The organism is Bradyrhizobium sp. 142 (assembly GCF_023074015.1).
In the GTDB taxonomy this organism is placed as follows: Bacteria; Pseudomonadota; Alphaproteobacteria; order Rhizobiales; family Xanthobacteraceae; genus Bradyrhizobium.
In genome coordinates this window covers 1-16,734 of sequence record NZ_JADPKQ010000424.1, presented here as the reverse complement: position 1 = coordinate 16,734, position 16,734 = coordinate 1, and the positions used below count along the sequence as shown (strand labels likewise).

Sequence of the window (16,734 nt, the reverse complement as noted above, 5' to 3'; positions counted from 1 at the left end):
CGAAGGGCCCGAGGCCGACTTGGTCAAAGCTGCCGATATGCTGATCGCGCGACGCGCCGATACCCGCGCCCGCGCCGATTTCGCCACCTGGAAGATGATGGCCAAACTCAACGGGTTGTCCGCGCTGCCGCCTGAGGCCCAGGAATTCCTCGCCAGCTACAAAACTCTCCTGGCGCAGATGGGCGAAGGCGAGGCCTCCGAGGCCACCACGGCTGCGATCTACAAGGCCTACTATACCGAGATGGGCGGCGCTGGAATCGCGCCGGACGTCCGAGCTCGCCCGCCCGAGCCGGCGGCGGACAATGTTACCGCTTTCCGCCGTCCGGCGCCGAAGCCGAAGAAGGCTGCCTCCTTCGTGGCGTCGACGTTTGGCGGGAGCCAGAAGCGTCCGCTGCCAGTGGCGCTGATCTTCGCCTGCCTGGTCGTGGTCTATGTCGGAATCCGGCTTTACTGGCGCTGACCAAGCTATCGCCGCATTGCGGCCTCAGCCCTTACTCGCTGCCTTTTCGTTCTTCCTGAAGATCACCGGTAAGACGAATGTCAGCCCGTCGTCTGCGACCAGCGGCGGCGGCGTCGGTACGGGATCGGAGCGCTTCACCATGCCGATGGCGGCCTCATCGAAGGCCGGATCGCCAGAGCCCTTTTCGATGGCGACAGCGACCACATGCCCAAGCCGGTCGAGTGTCAGCCGAACCGAGAGTTCAGCGGCCTTGAACAGGCCCTTGGGATAGCGCTTGTGCCGGTCGAGATGCGCGACCAAGTCCTTTTCCCAGCCCTGGCGAATGCGAACGGAGCGGTCGCTCTTCTTCTCGGCGTCCGAGGTCGGCATAGCCGTCGCTTCCGCGGCGGGCGAAGCCACCGAGGCGTTGGTGGGGACAACCGACTCCTTGGTTTCCTCCTCGACCGGCTTCTTGGTCTCGTTCATCGTTACGGCCCGGTCAGCCTGTTCGGCCTCCATCGGAACGTCCTTCGGAAGGCTGCTCTCCTTGAGTTCCGCCTTCTGTTCGGTCAGCTCAGGGGACGCCACAGATTCGTTGGAGTCCGGCCCCGGCGGCAATTCGCTGGGTTCACCGTTGGGCGACATTGCCTCGAGGCCGACCTCGATACCCTGCGGATCAGCGATGAAGTCCGGCTCGTCGCCACGCAGATTGGCGAGCGCCAGCGCCGCTCCGCCCAGATGAAGCGCGAGCGCGCCCACTGCGGCGGCGACCCATAGTTTCCGAGAGGGCTTCCGTTCGAGATCGGACATGGGCCTCAAGCCTTCGTCACGGCTTCGGTGCTTCCGGCGGCGCGCCCTGCGGCGGCGCAGCCCCCGGGACACCCTCCAGCGTCACCAGCTTGACCTTGGAATACCCCCCCTTGTTGAGGAACTCCAGCACCTCCATCAGTTCGCCATAGGGCACGGTGCGATCGGCGCGCAGGAAGATGTATTTGTCCTTGCTCATGTCCGCCGTGTTGTCGAGTGCACTGACAAGATCGACGCGCTTGACGAAGTTCTCCCCGATCGCCACGGAAAGATCCGGCTTGATGGTGACGTAGGTCGGCTTGTCCGGCTTCTTCTGCGGCGTCGATGTCGACGTCGGCAGATCGATCGGCAGGTCGACCGTCGACAGCGGGGCTGCGACCATGAAGATGATCAGCAGCACCAGCATGACGTCGATGAACGGCGTGACGTTGATTTCATGCGTTTCGGTGAAATCGTCGTCATCGACGTCATTGTCTGCGATCGAAGCGCCCATCGTTCACTCCGCCGCGCGCGAATGCACGCTGCCATGGCTGCGATCGAGGTCGCGCGAGAGTAGCCGCCCCGCTGCACCCGAGGCACGGCTGACGAGTTCGAGATAGCTCTTCGTCACGCGCGAAAAGTGATTGTAGATGATGACCGCGGGGATCGCGGCGACGAGGCCGATCGCGGTGGCGAGCAGCGCTTCGGCGATGCCGGGCGCGACCACGGCGAGGTTCGTGGTCTGCGACTTCGAGATGCCGATGAAGCTGTTCATGATGCCCCAGACCGTGCCGAACAGGCCGACGAAGGGCGACGTCGAGCCGATGGTCGCGAGCACGCCCATGCCGATGCGGATGCGCCGCCCCTCAGCGCGCACGATCTCGGCAAAGCTCGAGGCCGCACGCTCCTTGATGCCGGTGTCGCTGGAGATGCCCGCCGACATCCGCGCCTCGCGCAGCGCCAAGGCCAGGAACGACGGCAACACGCCCTCCTTGGAGCCGAGCGCCATCTGCGCTTCCGCGAGCGAGCGCGCGTCCGCAACCTTCTTCAGCGCCGAACGAAGCTTGGCGGAGGCAACCGACAGCTCGATCGACTTGGCGAGGAAGACGGTCCATGTCATCAGCGAGGCGAACGCAAGCCCGATCATCACCGCCTTCACGATGATGTCCGCTGACATGAACATCACCCACGGCGACAGTTCCTTCATGGCCGGCGCGGCCGACTTCAGCGGACGGCTGCCTGCATCGGCGGGCACCGCGTCCGGCGCCGAGGCCGCCGGAGCGGCTGTCGCCGACGGAACGGCAGGCGCAGCGGACTGCGCCGCAGGCGTCGAGGTCGCAGGCGCGGGGCTGACTGCCGATGGCTGGGCCATCGAAGGCTCGGTCGTCGCAGGCGCCGGCGCCGCCGGCCGGGCTTGTTGCTGGGCAGAAACAGGAGATGCGAGCCAGGCGGCCGCCAGCATCATGGCTGCGGCAAGGCTTGCTTGGAAAGATGTGCTCTTCATACTTCGGCCCAGTAGCGAATGAGGTTGTGATAGATGCCCGTCAATTTGACCGTTTCGGGATCGTCACGCCCGAGCCGTTTCACCAGCGCCTGAATGGCGGTGTCGAGGTCAAAGATCATGCTGCGGGCTTGATCGTCCCGTATCATGCTCTGAAGCCAGAAGAAAGACGCAACCCGCGTTCCCCGGGTCACCGGCGTCACGAGATGCAGGCTGGTCGAGGGATAGAGCACGCAGTCCCCGGCTTGCAACTTGACTTCGTGCGAACCGTAGCTGTCCTCGATCACAAGTTCGCCACCATCGTACTCTTCCGGCTCAGCGAGGAACAGCGTGACCGACAGGTCGGTGCGGATGCGGAGGCCGGTCAGGCGATCGCCGCGGATCGCATTGTCGACGTGAAGGCCGAAATGGTGGCCGCTGCTCGCCGCATAACGGTTGAACAGCGGCGGGAAGATCTGGAGCGGGATGGCCGCGGCAAGGAACCGCGGATTCGACGTCAGCGCCGAGATGATGCGGTTGCCGAGCTTGCGCGCGACCTCACTGTCCGGCGGCAATTGCTCGTTGCGCTTGACTATTGCCGACTGCGCGCCCGCGGTGGAACGGCCGTCCTCCCATGCGCTGGCGTCCATGATGCGGCGGAATTCCGCCACATCATCCTTGCCAAGAACGTTTTCTATGCATGTCAGCATGAAAGTCGTTGTTGCTCCATCAGTAGCGTGCCGAGAGCACCAGGTAGGCGGCGCGCCCTGGTGCTTCCAACACGAACGGTGCAGCGCTCTGGTACAGCGCATCGTAGTAGCGTTTGTCGAAGATGTTGTTCACGAACAGCTTGACCTGCCAATTCTTGTTGATCTTCGCCTCCGCGAACACGTCGAACCGCCAGTAGCTCGGGATCGACGTGCCTTGGTTGGCCGCAAGCAAGGTGCCGCCGTAGATTTTCGAGCGGTACACCGCCTGTCCGCCCAGTTCCCAGACATCGGTGAGTTGGTACTTCGTCAACATGCTGAACGACTGATGCGCGATGTTTGCGAGCGGCCGCCCGACATTGGTTGGGTAAAGCGTTCTGTTCGCCGATGGAGCGAGTGACTTCGTGACCTCCGACTCCATGAGAACGAGACCGCCGAACACGCTCCATTTGTCTGTGATCTTGCCGCCGACGCCAAGATCGATGCCACGGATGCGGTAGGAAGCGCCGGCCGTGATGCAGGAGATGTTGCCGGTCGTTCCGGCTGGATACGAACATCCAAGCGCAACGGCAGCGACTGCATTGCCGACGTTCTGCGACTCGCGGGCGTTTTCCTTTTCGGTCTGGAACAGCGCCGCCGTCAGCAGCAGATGGCGGTCGAACAGCTCCCATTTGGTGCCAACCTCGATGGCCTTGTTCTTCTCCGGCCCGAATATCTGGGTGTTGCCGCCGGCAAGGGTCGGGTTGAGGCCGCCATAGGCCGTGCTGGTGCCGTCGAACTCGGCGCCAACCGGATTCGCCGAGGTCGCATAGGCCACGTAGACGCTGCCGTTCGGCAACGGCTTCAAGGTGAGGCCGAGATTGAAGTTCGGGACCAGGAACTCCGCCGACTGCTGGCCGAGGGCGCCGCTTGCGGCATAGCCGGACGTCTTGATGCTGTAATCGTCATAGCGGAAGCCGCCATTGAGGATCACCAGGTCGCGATAGTTCGCACTATCCATGACGTAGCCGCTGACAGTGTCGATGCCGATCTTGGTCGGCAGGCCGGTGAGGCCTCCTGGTATCGGGAACGGAAGATTGGTGTATTGCGGATAGAACACGCTGACGTCGCTCTTCGATCCGCTGCCGCTGAAGGGGGTGCCGGTCGCCTGCTCGGAACTGAGACCGGTGTATCTGTCGATCGACGAGCGCTCGCGGTCGTACTCGACACCGCCGAGCAGGGTGTGCTTGAAGCCGGCGTCGTCGTTGAATTTGTAGATCGCCTCGGTTTGGTTGGCGAATACGTCGGTGACCTGGAAGCGGCTCTGCGGATTGGCGCTGAGGGTCGAGGCCGAGAGTGGATTTTTCAGCGACGGCGCTTCGGGAAGCGTGCCGATATAGTTCTGGGTCGAGCGCGAGTCCCGGATCTTGTTGCTGAGCATCAGGTCGGGCGTAATCTGGACCTCGGCATTGATGGTGCCAATGTCCTGGCCGGTCCGGAAGAAGTCGCGGTTGACGAAGCCGTAGAAATTGTTGCGGTTGACGCCGAAGTCCGGGAACGGGCCGCCGGCGGTCGACGACGTGCTCGGCCGATAGTAAGGCACGCCGAAATCGGGAATGCCGGTCAATTCGGTGTGGATATAGTTGCCGGTGACCTTGATCGCATCGGTCGGATTCCAGGTCGTGGCGACAAAAGCACCGTTGCGATTGTCGGTGACATAGCTGCGTCCCGCGACATCGGCGTCCTGGAACAGGCCGCCGGCGCGAACGGCGAGCGTCGGGTTGATCACCTGGTTGACGTCGAGCGTCACTCGCTTGGCGTGATCGGTGCCAAACGTGGTGTCCATGTTGTAGAAGCTCGTCTCCGTCGTCGCCTGCTTGGTGACGATGTTGATCGCACCGCCGGCGATACCGCGGCCGGAAAAGGTCGAGCCGGGACCGCGCAAAATCTCGACCTGCTCGGTGAAGAAATTCTCGCGGACGCTGACGCCGGAATCGCGCACACCGTCGATGAAGATGTCGTTGCGGGCATCGAAGCCGCGGATGAAGAAGCGGTCGCCGAAGGCGTTGCCGCCCTCGCCCGTGCCCAACGTCACACCGGCCGTGCTGAGAATGGCCTGCTTCAGCGTCGTGGCGTTCTTGTCCTCGAGCACTTCCTTGCTCAGAACGGTGATCGACTTCGGCGTGTCGACCAGCTTCTCCGGGAATTTGCCGCCGGCCTGCACGTGATCGACCTTGTAGGGCGCAGCGGGATCCGCATAGGGATTGCGGTCTGCTGCCGGTCCGTTGGTATTGACGATCGGGGCCTGCGCCGCCTGCTGCCGCTGCGCCGCGCGCCGCAGCGCATTGCGCGCACGAACCTGCTCGGCGGTCGGCTTCGAGGCGGCCGGACGCGGACGCTCGACGGGAGCGTCGACCGTCACCGGCGGCAGGTTCGATTGCTGCGCCTGGGCGCCGGTCGACACCGACGCCACTGCGATCAGGCTCGCAACCGCCGAGACCGTCTTGCCAGAACCACCCGACGATCTTTCATCCATCGAATCGAACGCTGCGACCAAACGCAACGACTTCGGTGCGACCACCTGCCCCATTACAACACGCCCCATCTTCTTGTTTGCTCGTTCACTTCGACGAACGATGGGGTGTTGGTATCGGCCGCAAAATAGCGGGTCAATGCGAGCAACCCGCGAGAAGGCTTGAATAAGTCCAGATCAAAACGATTCTAAACTGCAGTTTGAAATCGTTCTAAACCGTGACTTGGATTCGTTCTAAAATCGGCGCGAAAGATACCGCAACACTCGGCGACGCGCTCGCTGTCAATCGCTGCTTGGCGCCTTCATCAGCGAGAACAATTCGTCGACGGTGTGCTGCGCGACCACACGCACGCGATCGGAATTGTCCATGCCGGCGATGTTGATGCCACTGACGACGGCTTTGATCTCGTCGCGGAAGTCAGTCAGGAAGCGCAAGGGATCGCGCTGCTCGTTGGCAACGCGCGCGATCAGTCCCGTGATCAAGATCTGACACGCGATCAGCTTGCCGTTCAGTTCGTCCATCCTGCGCTCCCGTTGTGGCAGGCCGATATGAACGATGCCGGTTTTCCTTGGCAACCTAAACACCGTGCGGACGATTTAGAACCGTTCTCGCGAAAGTGCGCGAAGTGTCCCTTCGCTGGACCTCCTTTGGCTTTGCGGACGGCTCGACAGGTCAGCGCACACCGCCTCCGAGCATTTTCCAAGTTTTGCACGCGGATCGGTCGCGGCGGGAAAATGCAGCACTGCACACCGCTGCGGCACAAGGTTGCCTAAGCAGTGCAAAGCTTTCCAATTGTTTAGGATTCTCAACTGATAGTGCTGTTTACACTGGAACTTGGCGTGTATTATACAAGCCTTGGAACCCTTTGATTGCCCCACAATTCGTTGGTTTGGGCATTACAAGCCGACGCGAGCCGCTATGAAAAAAACACGGCCGATCCTCTGGATTCTGATCATCGCGGCGGGGGCCTCCGCGGGTTATTATGGTTGGCAGAAGTTTGGCTCGCCTGAAGCCGGAAAAACCCAGATTGCCCAGAAGGGGCCACCGCGCCCGGCCGCCGTCCCCGTCAGCGTTGCACCGGTCCAGAAGGTCGACTTCCCGGTCTACCTGACCGGCCTCGGCACTGTTCAGGGTTTTAACACCGTACAAGTCCGGAGCAGGGTCGACGGCCAGATCGACAAGATCGCCTTCACCGAAGGCCAGATCGTCAAGCAGGATGAGCTTCTGGTCTCGATCGATCCCCGCCCCTATCAAGCCGCGCTCGACCAGGCCAAGGCGAAAAAGGCGCAGGACGAGGCCAATCTGGCCAACGCCAATCTCGAGCTCCAGCGTGCCATGAAGCTCGGCGAATTCGCGACCGCGCAGCGTGTCGATACCCAGCGCTCGACCGTCGCCCAGCTCAATGCCCAGATCGCCGCCGACGAAGCCGCGATCTCCAATGCTCAGACCCAGCTCGACTACACGCAGGTCAAGGCGCCGATCACCGGCGTGGCCGGCCTGCGCCTGGTCGACGTCGGCAACATCGTCAACGCCTCGACGCAGACGGGTATTGTCACCATCTCGCAGGTCGAGCCGATCTCGGTGATCTTCACAGCGCCGGAGGATCAGCTTCCCTATATCACTGAGGGCCAGAAGGCCGGCGCGCTCAAGGTGATCGCATTCACCACCGACGGCAAGAAAACGCTGGCCGAAGGCAAGCTCGCGGTCATCAACAACCAGGTCGACACGACCAGCGGGACTATTCGCCTCAAGGCGGTGTTCGACAACAAGGACCACACTCTGTGGCCGGGTCAGTCGGTTTCGACACGCCTGCTGGTGCGGACTCTGAAGGACGCGACCGTGGTTCCGGATGATGCGGTCCAGCATTCGACCAACGGCCTATACGCCTATACCGTCAACCAGGACAACAAGGCCGAGGTCCACAAGATCAAGGTGAGCTACGCCATCGACGGTCGTTCGGTGGTCGACGAAGGGCTCACGCCGGGGCAGCAAGTGATTACTGGCGGTCAATTCAAGGTCCAGCCCGGAAGCCTCGTCTCGACGGCCGTGGCGAGCTCGGATCCGGCCCAGAACAAGGTTCGACAGGAATGAACGCGGGCGGGATTTCGGCACCTTTCATCCGTTATCCCATCGGCACCTCGCTGCTGATGGCCGGCATTCTCTTTGTCGGTCTCGTCGCCTATCCCCTGCTGCCGGTCGCGCCGCTGCCGCAGGTCGACTTCCCGACCATCCAGATCACCGCCAACCTGCCGGGCGGCAGCCCCGAGACGATGGCCTCGTCGGTGGCGCAGCCGCTGGAGCGCCAGTTCGCCCAAATCCCCGGCATCGCGCAGATGACCTCGACGAGCTATCTGGGCACCGCGTCGATCACCATCCAGTTCGACCTCAACCGCAGCATCGACGGCGCCGCCAATGACGTGCAGGGCGCCATCAACGCGGCCAGTGGCCAGTTGCCGAAGAACCTGCCCTCGCCGCCGACCTACCGCAAGGTCAACCCGGCGGATGCCCCGATCCTGCTGTTGTCGGCGACCTCGGAGACGCTGCCGCTGACCAGCGTCAGCGACGCGGTCGACGCTCAGCTCGCCCAGCAAATCAGCCAGCTCTCCGGCGTGGCCCAGGTCTTCATCGGCGGCCAGCAGAAGCCGTCCATCCGCATTCAGATCGACCCGGCCAAGCTCGTCGCCAAGGGCCTCTCGATGGAGGACGTGCGCAGCCAGATCGCAATCACCACGGTCGACAGCCCCAAGGGCAATATCGACGGCGAGAGACGCGCCTACACGATCTACGCCAACGACCAGCTCACGCAGTCCAAGGACTGGAACGACGTCATCATCGCCTATCGCAACGGCGGCCCGCTCAGGATCCGCGACATCGGCCAGGCGGTGAGCGGCCCCGAGGACGCCAAGCAGGCGGCCTGGGCCAACGGCAAGCGCGGCGTATTCCTGGTGGTGTTCAAGCAGCCGGGCGCCAACGTCATCGAGACCGTCGACAGGATCAAGGCGACGTTGCCGCGCCTGGTCGCGGCGATCCCGCCCGCGATCAAGATCGAGCTGATCAGCGACCGCACCACGACCATCCGCGCCGCAGTCGAAGACGTCCAGTTCACGCTGCTCCTGACCATCGGCCTCGTGGTCATGGTCATCTTCATCTTCCTGCGCAGCTTCTGGGCGACCGTCATCCCCGCCATCACGGTCCCGCTGGCGCTGCTGGGCGCCTGCGCGCTGATGTGGGTGTTCGGCTATTCGCTCGACAATCTGTCGCTGATGGCGCTCACCATCGCGGTCGGCTTCGTCGTCGACGACGCCATCGTGATGCTGGAGAACATCACGCGCTACATCGAGGAGGGCGAAAGTCCGATGGCCGCGGCCTTCAGGGGCTCGAAGGAAATCGGCTTCACCATCGTGTCGATCAGCGTCTCGCTGGTCGCGGTGCTGATTCCGCTGCTGCTGATGGGCGGCATCATCGGACGCCTGTTCCGCGAATTCGCCGTCGTGCTGGCGATGACGATCTTCGTCTCGATGTTCGTGTCGCTGACGCTGACGCCGATGATGGCGTCGCGTTTCCTGCGCTCTCATGGCGAGGTGAGGCACGGCCGGTTCTACCAGTGGAGCGAACGCTGCTTCGATGCGATGCTGCGCGGCTACGAAAACATCCTCGACCACGCGCTGAGCTGGCGCCGCACGACGCTCGCGATCTTCTTCGTCACGCTTGGGCTGTCGGTCTACCTGTTCGTCCTGATCCCGAAGGGCTTCTTCCCGCAGCAGGACGTCGGCCTGATTACCGCGACCGCCGAGGCGTCGCAGGACATTTCCTTCAAGGAGATGGTCAGACGCCAGGAGAAACTCGGCACAATCATTATGGCTGATCCCGACGTTGCCAGCGTCGCGATGGCGATCGGCGGCAGCGGCCGGGCCGGTAACAATGGCAATCTGTTCATTACCCTGAAGCCTCGCGACCAGCGCGCAGCTTCGGCCCAGGAGATCATTGCGCGGCTACGTCCAAAGTTCGACAAGGTTGAAGGCGCCCGTCTCTATATGCAGGCGGCCCAGGACGTCCGGCTCGGCGGTCGCCCGACGCGTACGCAATTTGAATTCACCTTGCAGGATGCCGATCTCGCCGAGCTGAACGAATGGGCGCCGAAAATCCTCGCCAAGATGCAGACCCTGCCGCAGCTGCGCGACGTCGCAACCGACCAGCAGACGCAGGGCACCACGGTCCAGCTCAAGATCAACCGCGATACCGCATCGCGCTATGGCATCCAGCCGCAGCTGATCGACGACACGTTGTACGACGCCTTCGGACAGCGCCAGGTCACGCAGTATTTCACCCAGCTCAACACCTACAAGGTGATCCTGGAGATCCTGCCGGAGATACAGGGTAGTCTCGAGAGCCTGAACAAGCTCTATCTGAAATCGCCGCTGACCGGCGAGCAGGTGCCGCTGTCGACGTTTGCGACCTGGACCACCGACCCGGTCCGCCCGCTCTCGATCAGCCACCAGGGCCAGTTCCCGGCGATCACGATCAGCTTCAACCTCGCCCAGGGCGTCGCGCTCGGCCAGGCCACCGAGGCCGTGCAGAAGGCGATGGCCGATCTCGGCGCGCCGCCGACGCTCAATTCAAGCTTCCAGGGCACCGCACAGGCGTTCCAGCAATCGCTCGGCACCGTGCCGCTCCTCATCCTCGCCGCGCTGGTCGTGGTCTATCTGATCCTCGGCATCCTCTATGAGAGCTACATCCATCCGATCACGATCCTATCGACCCTGCCCTCGGCCGGCGTCGGTGCGCTCGCGATCCTGATGGCTGCCGGCTTCGAGTTCAGCCTGATCGCGCTGATTGGCATCATTCTCTTGATCGGCATCGTCAAGAAGAACGGCATCATGATGGTCGACTTCGCCATCGCCGCGGAGCGCGACGAGCACAAGACGCCGGAAGAATCGATCCGCCAGGCCGCGCTGCTGCGCTTCCGTCCGATCATGATGACGACGATGGCCGCCCTGCTCGGCGGCGTGCCGTTGATGCTCGGCCATGGCACCGGCGCCGAGATCCGCCAGCCGCTCGGCTACGCCATGGTCGGCGGCCTGATCGTCAGCCAGGCGCTGACGCTGTTCACCACCCCGGTCGTCTATCTCTATCTCGACAAGCTCAACAACTGGTTCTCGGGCTGGGGCCGCTCGGGTGACGGCGAAGGCGACGAAACGGTCGAGCACGGCAGCGTTAAGGAAGCTGCCGAGTAGCAGCTTGCACGGTGCGTCATGCGACGGTACAGCGAGGCCCTCGATTCATGCCAGCGCGGTACGTCATGTCCATGCAATCCAGACTTGTCGCCCTCGCCGCCACCGTCCTGTTGTCAACGGGCGCAGCATACGCCCAGCAGGGCGCCAAGAAGAACGCGGCTCCACCGGCCCCGGCCGCTCAGCCCGCGCCGGCTCCGACGCAGGCGCAGGGCGATGGCACGCCGACGCAACAGCCCGGCTGGATCGCACGCTGCACCAGCGTGAGCCGCGACGCGCCGCTCGAATGCGCGATCGAACAGAACGCGGTGCTGACCAAGACCGGCCAGACCATCGTCCTGATCAACATCCGCATCCCGACCGACACCCGCACGCCGGTGGCGCTGCTGCAATTGCCGCTCGGCCTCAATCTGCCGGTTGGCGCAAAGCTCCAGGTCGACGAAGGCAAGGCGGTCGATCTCCAGATCCAGACTTGTGAAAATCGCGGCTGCTATGCCTCGACGCCGATCGCGCCTGATCTGCTCGCCAGCCTGAGATCGGGCAAGCAGTTGAAGGTCTCCTTCCAGAACATGGCCAAGGAGACGATCGCGATCCCGATGCCGCTGAACGACTTCGCGGCGGCCTACGACAAGATCAAGTAACGGCTCCCCGACGGTTTACTGCCGTGCCATCTGCGCGTTGAGACGCGGCTCGCTGGCGGCGCGCCCCGCGCTCAGCCGGTCACGTTGCGCGCCTGAAGCAGCGTGGTGAAGCCGCCATAGATCATGCGCTTGCCGTCGAACGGCATCCCATCCAACTTCAACCGCGGGTCGGCCATCACCTTCTTGTTGACGGCATCGCGGGTCTCGCGGTCGCGGTAGACGATCCAGGAGAACACCACGATCTCATCCTCTTTCGCCATCACAGCGCGCGGAAACGAGGTGAGCTCGCCATAGGGAACGTCGTCGCCGATGCATTCGACATAATCGAGCGCGCCATGTTCCATCCAGACCGCGCAGGCGGTTTTCGCCAGCGCCGTGTAAGCCTCGATCTTGTCCTTGGGCACGGCCAGCACGAAACCATCGACATAGGGCATCACGGATCTCCTTGGGTGACGTTGAACTCCAAGGACGATGCGGCTCATGGCGATCCGACCCGCAAAGGGACTTTTCAGATGAGGCAAACGGTCGCGAGCGGCCTCGACCGCGGCGGAAGCACCAGCCTTCTGGCCGGCTCGCTGCCCTCATGCAGCCCGCAGAGCACCCTTTCACTGCGGCGCTTGCCAGCCCGGAAGCGAGCGGGTAGAAACCTGCCACGCCTGAGCCGTGATTTGCGCAAACCGCGCCTCCGGCAACAGACCGGACAAATCAATAAGAAATTGAATTTGTTCGGCTATTCCGTTGGGGAATGGTGTAACGGTAGCACAACAGACTCTGACTCTGTTTGTCTAGGTTCGAATCCTAGTTCCCCAGCCATTCTCTAAATGTTTGATATCATTGTGCTATTTGACCGGAGACGGCTTGCTTTTCGGCCGCGTTCGTGTCGCGCCTGTTGCGCAAAAATTATGTGCAAATTCAACCGCTCAAGTCCAATGAAGGCGGCTCGGCGCAACAAGGGACGCAACACGGCCTGTGAATAGATCGGATAGCCCGGCGAAACGAGCTCTGCGTGCGTGACGGCCGTGCCACTATCGGTCGTTGATTCGCTAAATTGGAGATCGAGAATGGTTACCCCCGTTGCCTTCATCTCGTATTGTTGGACGTCACCAGATCACGAGCAATCCCGAGACGCTTCTGTACACTACGTTTCGTTTCAGGCCGCCATTTGAGATCTTTGCCCGGTCCGATTCTAAAGCATACTTCGCAAATTTGGCTCCCATTCTCGGTGTTGATAGTCGAGAGCAGTTCATTGATCTGGCCAATTCCTTTTCCGTGAACGGTGAACGAGGACGGTGGCTACCCCGCTGGAACTATCACACGTTGGCCATCGCTGCGTTAGCAAACAGCGAAAAATTGCAAACTCGGCCGTAGGAACGTCAAATCTGCAACTCCTGACGGCTAAACGTCGGCCTGTTCGTCGCAATGAACAGCGCGATGCAAATCGCCAAGATCAAGTCGTCATGCGCACCCGATCGCGCATTGTAGGTGACACGTCCGCTTTCCGAGACCTTGCGCCCGAAGTCCCGCAATTCCTCTTTGAGCGCCGGCGATTCCGTCAGCTCGGCGGCAATCTTTAGCTCTCCCGAATGCATCCGCGACTCGAGCCCCGAGACGAGAAATCCCTTCGGCACATGGTGCGTGTCGCCACCGTTCATCGTCACTTCGTTGCCGGCCGTGATCAGAACCTTCTGCGGCCGCAAGCCCGCCCTCTCGAATTGATCGGCGACGGGCCGGCCGCAGCCCGTGAAATCCAAAGCGAACGTTGCGCCAACCAGGGGTTCGCGTCCCAGCAGGTTCGCAACATGCTCGATTTGCTGCGGGTACGGCATGCCGAGCGGCAAACGCTCCAAGTGTCGAACTAGGAAGCGTTCAATCTTCGTCTGGCGCAGCACGCGGTTCCTTTCGTCGCGCACGTGCTCGCCGGGGATGACCTTGTAATTGAGTGCGCAGATGGCGCTTGGGTCGATGGACTGGCCAACGTCGAGACCAACAATCCATTCGTCGCGCGCTCGAACGTCGGTGCGTCGCCAGCCGGACGGGTCAACCATCGTCATCATTTCCATAGCGGTCTCACTTCCGGGTCAAACATCATTTCCACGAGGCTCGAGTTGAACGCCGCGATGTCCGAGTCGAGAAACTCGCAGAGATATTCCTCACGGAATTTCGTCTCACCGAGATTTTTCCTCTCACGAGCCAGAAACTCGGGCGTGATGCGGTCGCACGACCCCAACTCGACGTGGATGCGGTGCCAGTCGGGGTCGCTGCTGGCCCACGTCTCGTAAAAAACGCCGCGCTTGCCTTTCGGCGTGGACAAATAGACGAGCTGGCCGCGGGTGTTTGTTGCGAGCATGGGCCGGACAGCGGTGATCAGCGCGTCCGAGCACCGGGACGTCTCGTCGATGATCGCGAGGCGCACATTGGCCAGGCCGCGGAGCGTGTCGCCATCATTGTCACCGGGCAACGCCAAGATGCGGCTCTTGTTCTCGAGTTCGATCCGGCGCGCGGCGTCGCCGATCAGCGCCGGGGCATTCTCGATGCGACCATAGGCGGTGCGCGCCCGTCGTACGAATTCATCGGACAGACGTTGCGCCGGCGAGACGATCAGAACCAGGCTGTCGGGCTCTGCAGTGGCCACCGAAAGCGCCTTCATCAGGCGGCTTCGGTTTTCCCGTGCTGTCGGGGAATGAGCATCGCAATCTGTGGCTCGTCAGATCGGACGAAATTGGCCTGCCATGGGTCGAGATCAATATCCGCGTCCTGTGCGAGTAGCGCGGGATCCAAGGCGCGGGCGAAGTCCGTAGCCATTAGCATGGCGGCGCCGGCACGGGACATGGCGCGGGTGCCACCGGCTTGGCATCGATGACCAGGGGCGGCTTGCCGGCGCGCCGCGTGATGTCGTGGGCAGCGTCGCTTTCCAGGCGATGCAGGGCGGCACCGACGGCCCGCGCTGCCTCAGGGAACGGCCGTAGGGCGTTGACGATCGCCTGGCGCACCGCCAGGTCGTCTGCGCTGATCAGGAGCGACGTCGACCGCACGTCATGGCGATTGACGATCATTCCGAGCAGCTTGCCGACCAAGGCCAGGTTCGCCGTAATGGCCCCCTCCGCACTGATGGCCGCTTTGATGTCGGCGAAGTCTATTGCGGTGGCCACATGCTGTTGCAGGCGTGCGCGCTGATGCACTAGCTGCGACAGCAAGCCTTCCTGCTCGCTCGCCTGCAGCGCCTCGAGATCGATCTCGGTGGGCTTCTGCGCCGTCAGGATCGCCGCGCGCATGGCGGGGCTTACGTGGTTGGCAGCGTGGCGGCCGACCGCAATCAGCGCTCACATTGAAGCGTCGGGCGAGGGCGTTGTGTGCGATGCCATGCGCAAGCCCAATCTCGATCTGGTGTCGAGACTTGTGTTTGCAAATTGAACACGTTGGGCCGGTCTTGCCCATGGGCAAACTCACTTGCGATTTGGCACCGCGAATTGCGCCGTCAGCCCGCATCGCCGGCCAAAGGCGCAACATGGGCGCAACAAGCATGAAAGAATGTAGGTATCTCAGCAATTTATAATGCGAATAGAAGCTTAAATATCCGTTGGTCGCGCTTGGACGGGGCGAAACGACCGCGACAAACTCGGAAAGACGGCGCGGTTCCCTTCGCCAATCGAGATTTTCGACGAGTTCCTTGCAGCGCGTCCGCCACGCTGTCGGCTTGACGACGATTTCCGTCCGGTATCGCTCGACGTGCTCCCTGAGCAGCGAAAAGGCGTGCTCACAAGCCTGGTTGATTTCGTTGCTGTTCATGCGGCAGTTTCGAACATCAAGAAGAAGATGCGCGGCTTGAATGCCCATCGGCCGGCGACCTTTTGCGCGCCGGCAAGTTGCCCTCGTTCGAGCATTGCGAACGTCGCCTTTTCACCTTTGCCGATCACCTGAGCGATCGCGCGGGCGCCCCAAACGACTTCTGGCTGATTGCTGTGCATCTGCGAGACTCCGATTGAGTGCTCGCTTTGCATGGATGGCAGGGCGAGCACAGATGTGTGCTGAACGCTCCCGCGCATCCCCGCGCTTCGACTTTCACAGACCCGCTAAGGCGTCCCGCCTCCTAGTGCCGTCCCGGCAAACGGTTTCCGCTATTCGTCTGGAAACGGCGCCATTCTACAGGGCTCTAAGTAAAAATTGACTTAACGCGCAACCACGCCGCGCGCGTCTGCTCGGCGTCAACGCCACCCTGTGTCCAGCCGAAAAGCGCTGTTCACTCCGCGCATATGGCCGGCAGCCATTGGCCGGGATAGCTCGCCAGAAGGCGAATCTGATTTGCCGGAATGCCAAGCCCGAGAAGAGACGTCATTAATTGGACGCGGCTTCCGCCGCCCGCAAACCTCTCGACCGCCGTCTTATACTTGTCGAGGTCGCCGACAGTGCGCAGCGCAATGAAATCAGGATATCTGGCACGGGATCGTGTCGAGCATGGTGATGCAAGCCCCTGTTGAATCCCAGAGGGGAGGAAACCATATCGCGGGTCGAAGGTCAAACTAATTTCGGATTTATGGAAATTGCCAAAGGGCCAGGCGTCGGCGAAGCAGCATTTTCCACACCCACGATTGGCAGTAGTTCGGTCGCGCCTAGCATTACAGTTGCTTTGTTTGCGGGCTTCTGAATCCATGGGCAACCATGATTCGAATGTCGTGGGCGCGGGCCGCGTCGGTTGAGGAGACGCTTGCGTTGTGGGCGGCGTCGCTTCGAGAGATCAAGAAACGGATACGTCCGTTGTTCACGCAAGAGCGTGTGGCGACGAATGCAGGCTTGTTCCTGGAAGGTCTGCTCGGAGATGAGCAGCGCAAGACCGGCTGGACGCGCGCGGAGGCGGCTGGCGATCCCGGCCCATGGCGGCAGCAGGCGATCCTGGGTCGCGGGGATTGGGACGCTGATGCCCTGCGCGATATCGTCCGCGA

The 16,734-nt window shown here is 62.3% G+C and carries 15 protein-coding genes, 1 tRNA gene and 1 pseudogene; 6 read left to right on the top strand and 11 right to left on the bottom strand.

The window, feature by feature from the left end; genetic code table 11:
• Positions 1 to 37 precede the first annotated feature (37 nt).
• Positions 38 to 460 carry a hypothetical protein gene (locus IVA82_RS39150; RefSeq protein ID WP_247386640.1) on the top strand — a complete coding sequence of 141 codons (423 nt, stop codon included), beginning with the start codon at positions 38 to 40 and terminating at the stop codon, positions 458 to 460.
• A 24-nt stretch (positions 461 to 484) separates the two neighbouring features.
• Here IVA82_RS39150 and IVA82_RS39145 read toward each other — a convergent pair whose 3' ends face one another.
• The 6 genes from IVA82_RS39145 to IVA82_RS39120 all read right to left on the bottom strand — a co-directional run bounded on the left by IVA82_RS39145 (position 485) and on the right by IVA82_RS39120 (position 6,446).
• Positions 485 to 1,249, bottom strand: a complete 765-nt coding sequence (locus tag IVA82_RS39145; RefSeq protein ID WP_247386556.1) for a TonB family protein — start codon at positions 1,247 to 1,249, stop codon at positions 485 to 487.
• A gap of 16 nt (positions 1,250 to 1,265) precedes the next feature.
• Positions 1,266 to 1,739: a TonB system transport protein ExbD gene (exbD, locus tag IVA82_RS39140; protein WP_247386555.1), complete on the bottom strand. Its 474-nt coding sequence runs from the start codon at positions 1,737 to 1,739 to the stop codon at positions 1,266 to 1,268.
• 3 nt (positions 1,740 to 1,742) lie between these two features.
• Entirely contained in the window at positions 1,743 to 2,729 is a 987-nt protein-coding gene (gene exbB / locus IVA82_RS39135; RefSeq protein WP_247386554.1) for a tonB-system energizer ExbB, read from the bottom strand.
• On the bottom strand, positions 2,726 to 3,415 hold the full coding sequence (locus tag IVA82_RS39130) for a Fe2+-dependent dioxygenase (RefSeq protein ID WP_247386553.1): 690 nt from the start codon (positions 3,413 to 3,415) through the stop codon (positions 2,726 to 2,728). Before IVA82_RS39130 ends, exbB begins: the two co-directional genes overlap by 4 nt.
• 19 nt (positions 3,416 to 3,434) lie before the next feature.
• Positions 3,435 to 5,981, bottom strand: a complete 2,547-nt coding sequence (locus IVA82_RS39125) for a TonB-dependent receptor (RefSeq protein ID WP_247386638.1) — start codon at positions 5,979 to 5,981, stop codon at positions 3,435 to 3,437.
• 225 nt (positions 5,982 to 6,206) lie between these two features.
• Complete coding sequence (locus IVA82_RS39120) at positions 6,207 to 6,446, bottom strand: hypothetical protein (protein ID WP_247386552.1); 240 nt, start codon at positions 6,444 to 6,446, stop codon at positions 6,207 to 6,209.
• Positions 6,447 to 6,843: 397 nt separating this feature from the next.
• On the opposite strand from IVA82_RS39120, the gene IVA82_RS39115 reads away from it, so the two are divergent.
• From IVA82_RS39115 to IVA82_RS39105, 3 genes are all read left to right on the top strand, one after another.
• Positions 6,844 to 8,016, top strand: coding sequence for an efflux RND transporter periplasmic adaptor subunit (locus tag IVA82_RS39115; protein ID WP_247386551.1), 1,173 nt, complete (start codon positions 6,844 to 6,846; stop codon positions 8,014 to 8,016).
• Positions 8,013 to 11,159 carry a multidrug efflux RND transporter permease subunit gene (locus tag IVA82_RS39110; RefSeq protein WP_247386550.1) on the top strand — a complete coding sequence of 1,049 codons (3,147 nt, stop codon included), beginning with the start codon at positions 8,013 to 8,015 and terminating at the stop codon, positions 11,157 to 11,159. Before IVA82_RS39115 ends, IVA82_RS39110 begins: the two co-directional genes overlap by 4 nt.
• Positions 11,160 to 11,224: 65 nt before the next feature.
• Positions 11,225 to 11,797: an invasion associated locus B family protein gene (locus IVA82_RS39105; RefSeq protein ID WP_247386549.1), complete on the top strand. Its 573-nt coding sequence runs from the start codon at positions 11,225 to 11,227 to the stop codon at positions 11,795 to 11,797.
• Between the two features lie 71 nt (positions 11,798 to 11,868).
• On the opposite strand, the gene IVA82_RS39100 is transcribed toward IVA82_RS39105, so the two are convergent.
• Positions 11,869 to 12,231, bottom strand: a complete 363-nt coding sequence (locus IVA82_RS39100) for a DUF1428 family protein (RefSeq protein ID WP_247386548.1) — start codon at positions 12,229 to 12,231, stop codon at positions 11,869 to 11,871.
• Positions 12,232 to 12,536: 305 nt separating this feature from the next.
• On the opposite strand from IVA82_RS39100, the gene IVA82_RS39095 reads away from it, so the two are divergent.
• Positions 12,537 to 12,610: transfer RNA gene (locus IVA82_RS39095), tRNA-Gln, on the top strand.
• 560 nt (positions 12,611 to 13,170) lie between these two features.
• Here IVA82_RS39095 and IVA82_RS39090 read toward each other — a convergent pair.
• The 4 genes from IVA82_RS39090 to IVA82_RS39075 all read right to left on the bottom strand — a co-directional run bounded on the left by IVA82_RS39090 (position 13,171) and on the right by IVA82_RS39075 (position 15,813).
• On the bottom strand, positions 13,171 to 13,857 hold the full coding sequence (locus IVA82_RS39090) for a hypothetical protein (protein WP_247386547.1): 687 nt from the start codon (positions 13,855 to 13,857) through the stop codon (positions 13,171 to 13,173).
• On the bottom strand, positions 13,848 to 14,444 hold the full coding sequence (locus IVA82_RS39085) for a terminase (protein ID WP_247386546.1): 597 nt from the start codon (positions 14,442 to 14,444) through the stop codon (positions 13,848 to 13,850). The genes IVA82_RS39090 and IVA82_RS39085 overlap by 10 nt, the downstream gene beginning before the upstream one ends.
• Before the next feature lie 154 nt (positions 14,445 to 14,598).
• Entirely contained in the window at positions 14,599 to 15,069 is a 471-nt protein-coding gene (locus IVA82_RS39080; RefSeq protein WP_247386545.1) for a hypothetical protein, read from the bottom strand.
• A gap of 510 nt (positions 15,070 to 15,579) precedes the next feature.
• Positions 15,580 to 15,813 carry a DNA-binding protein gene (locus tag IVA82_RS39075; protein ID WP_247386544.1) on the bottom strand — a complete coding sequence of 78 codons (234 nt, stop codon included), beginning with the start codon at positions 15,811 to 15,813 and terminating at the stop codon, positions 15,580 to 15,582.
• Positions 15,814 to 16,453: 640 nt separating this feature from the next.
• Between IVA82_RS39075 and IVA82_RS39070 the strand changes: the two are divergent.
• Positions 16,454 to 16,734: pseudogene (locus IVA82_RS39070) on the top strand (IS701 family transposase); the annotation flags it as partial.

Excerpts from the sequence above, each read along its gene's own strand:
- IVA82_RS39150 (WP_247386640.1), top strand. The coding sequence starts at position 38 with ATGCTGATCGCGCGACGCGCCGATACCCGCGCCCGCGCCGATTTCGCC.
- IVA82_RS39145 (WP_247386556.1), bottom strand. The coding sequence starts at position 1,249 with ATGTCCGATCTCGAACGGAAGCCCTCTCGGAAACTATGGGTCGCCGCC.
- exbD (WP_247386555.1), bottom strand. The coding sequence starts at position 1,739 with ATGGGCGCTTCGATCGCAGACAATGACGTCGATGACGACGATTTCACC.
- exbB (WP_247386554.1), bottom strand. The coding sequence starts at position 2,729 with ATGAAGAGCACATCTTTCCAAGCAAGCCTTGCCGCAGCCATGATGCTG.
- IVA82_RS39130 (WP_247386553.1), bottom strand. The coding sequence starts at position 3,415 with ATGCTGACATGCATAGAAAACGTTCTTGGCAAGGATGATGTGGCGGAA.
- IVA82_RS39125 (WP_247386638.1), bottom strand. The coding sequence starts at position 5,981 with ATGGGGCAGGTGGTCGCACCGAAGTCGTTGCGTTTGGTCGCAGCGTTC.
- IVA82_RS39120 (WP_247386552.1), bottom strand. The coding sequence starts at position 6,446 with ATGGACGAACTGAACGGCAAGCTGATCGCGTGTCAGATCTTGATCACG.
- IVA82_RS39115 (WP_247386551.1), top strand. The coding sequence starts at position 6,844 with ATGAAAAAAACACGGCCGATCCTCTGGATTCTGATCATCGCGGCGGGG.
- IVA82_RS39110 (WP_247386550.1), top strand. The coding sequence starts at position 8,013 with ATGAACGCGGGCGGGATTTCGGCACCTTTCATCCGTTATCCCATCGGC.
- IVA82_RS39105 (WP_247386549.1), top strand. The coding sequence starts at position 11,225 with ATGTCCATGCAATCCAGACTTGTCGCCCTCGCCGCCACCGTCCTGTTG.
- IVA82_RS39100 (WP_247386548.1), bottom strand. The coding sequence starts at position 12,231 with ATGCCCTATGTCGATGGTTTCGTGCTGGCCGTGCCCAAGGACAAGATC.
- IVA82_RS39090 (WP_247386547.1), bottom strand. The coding sequence starts at position 13,857 with ATGGAAATGATGACGATGGTTGACCCGTCCGGCTGGCGACGCACCGAC.
- IVA82_RS39085 (WP_247386546.1), bottom strand. The coding sequence starts at position 14,444 with ATGAAGGCGCTTTCGGTGGCCACTGCAGAGCCCGACAGCCTGGTTCTG.
- IVA82_RS39080 (WP_247386545.1), bottom strand. The coding sequence starts at position 15,069 with ATGCGCGCGGCGATCCTGACGGCGCAGAAGCCCACCGAGATCGATCTC.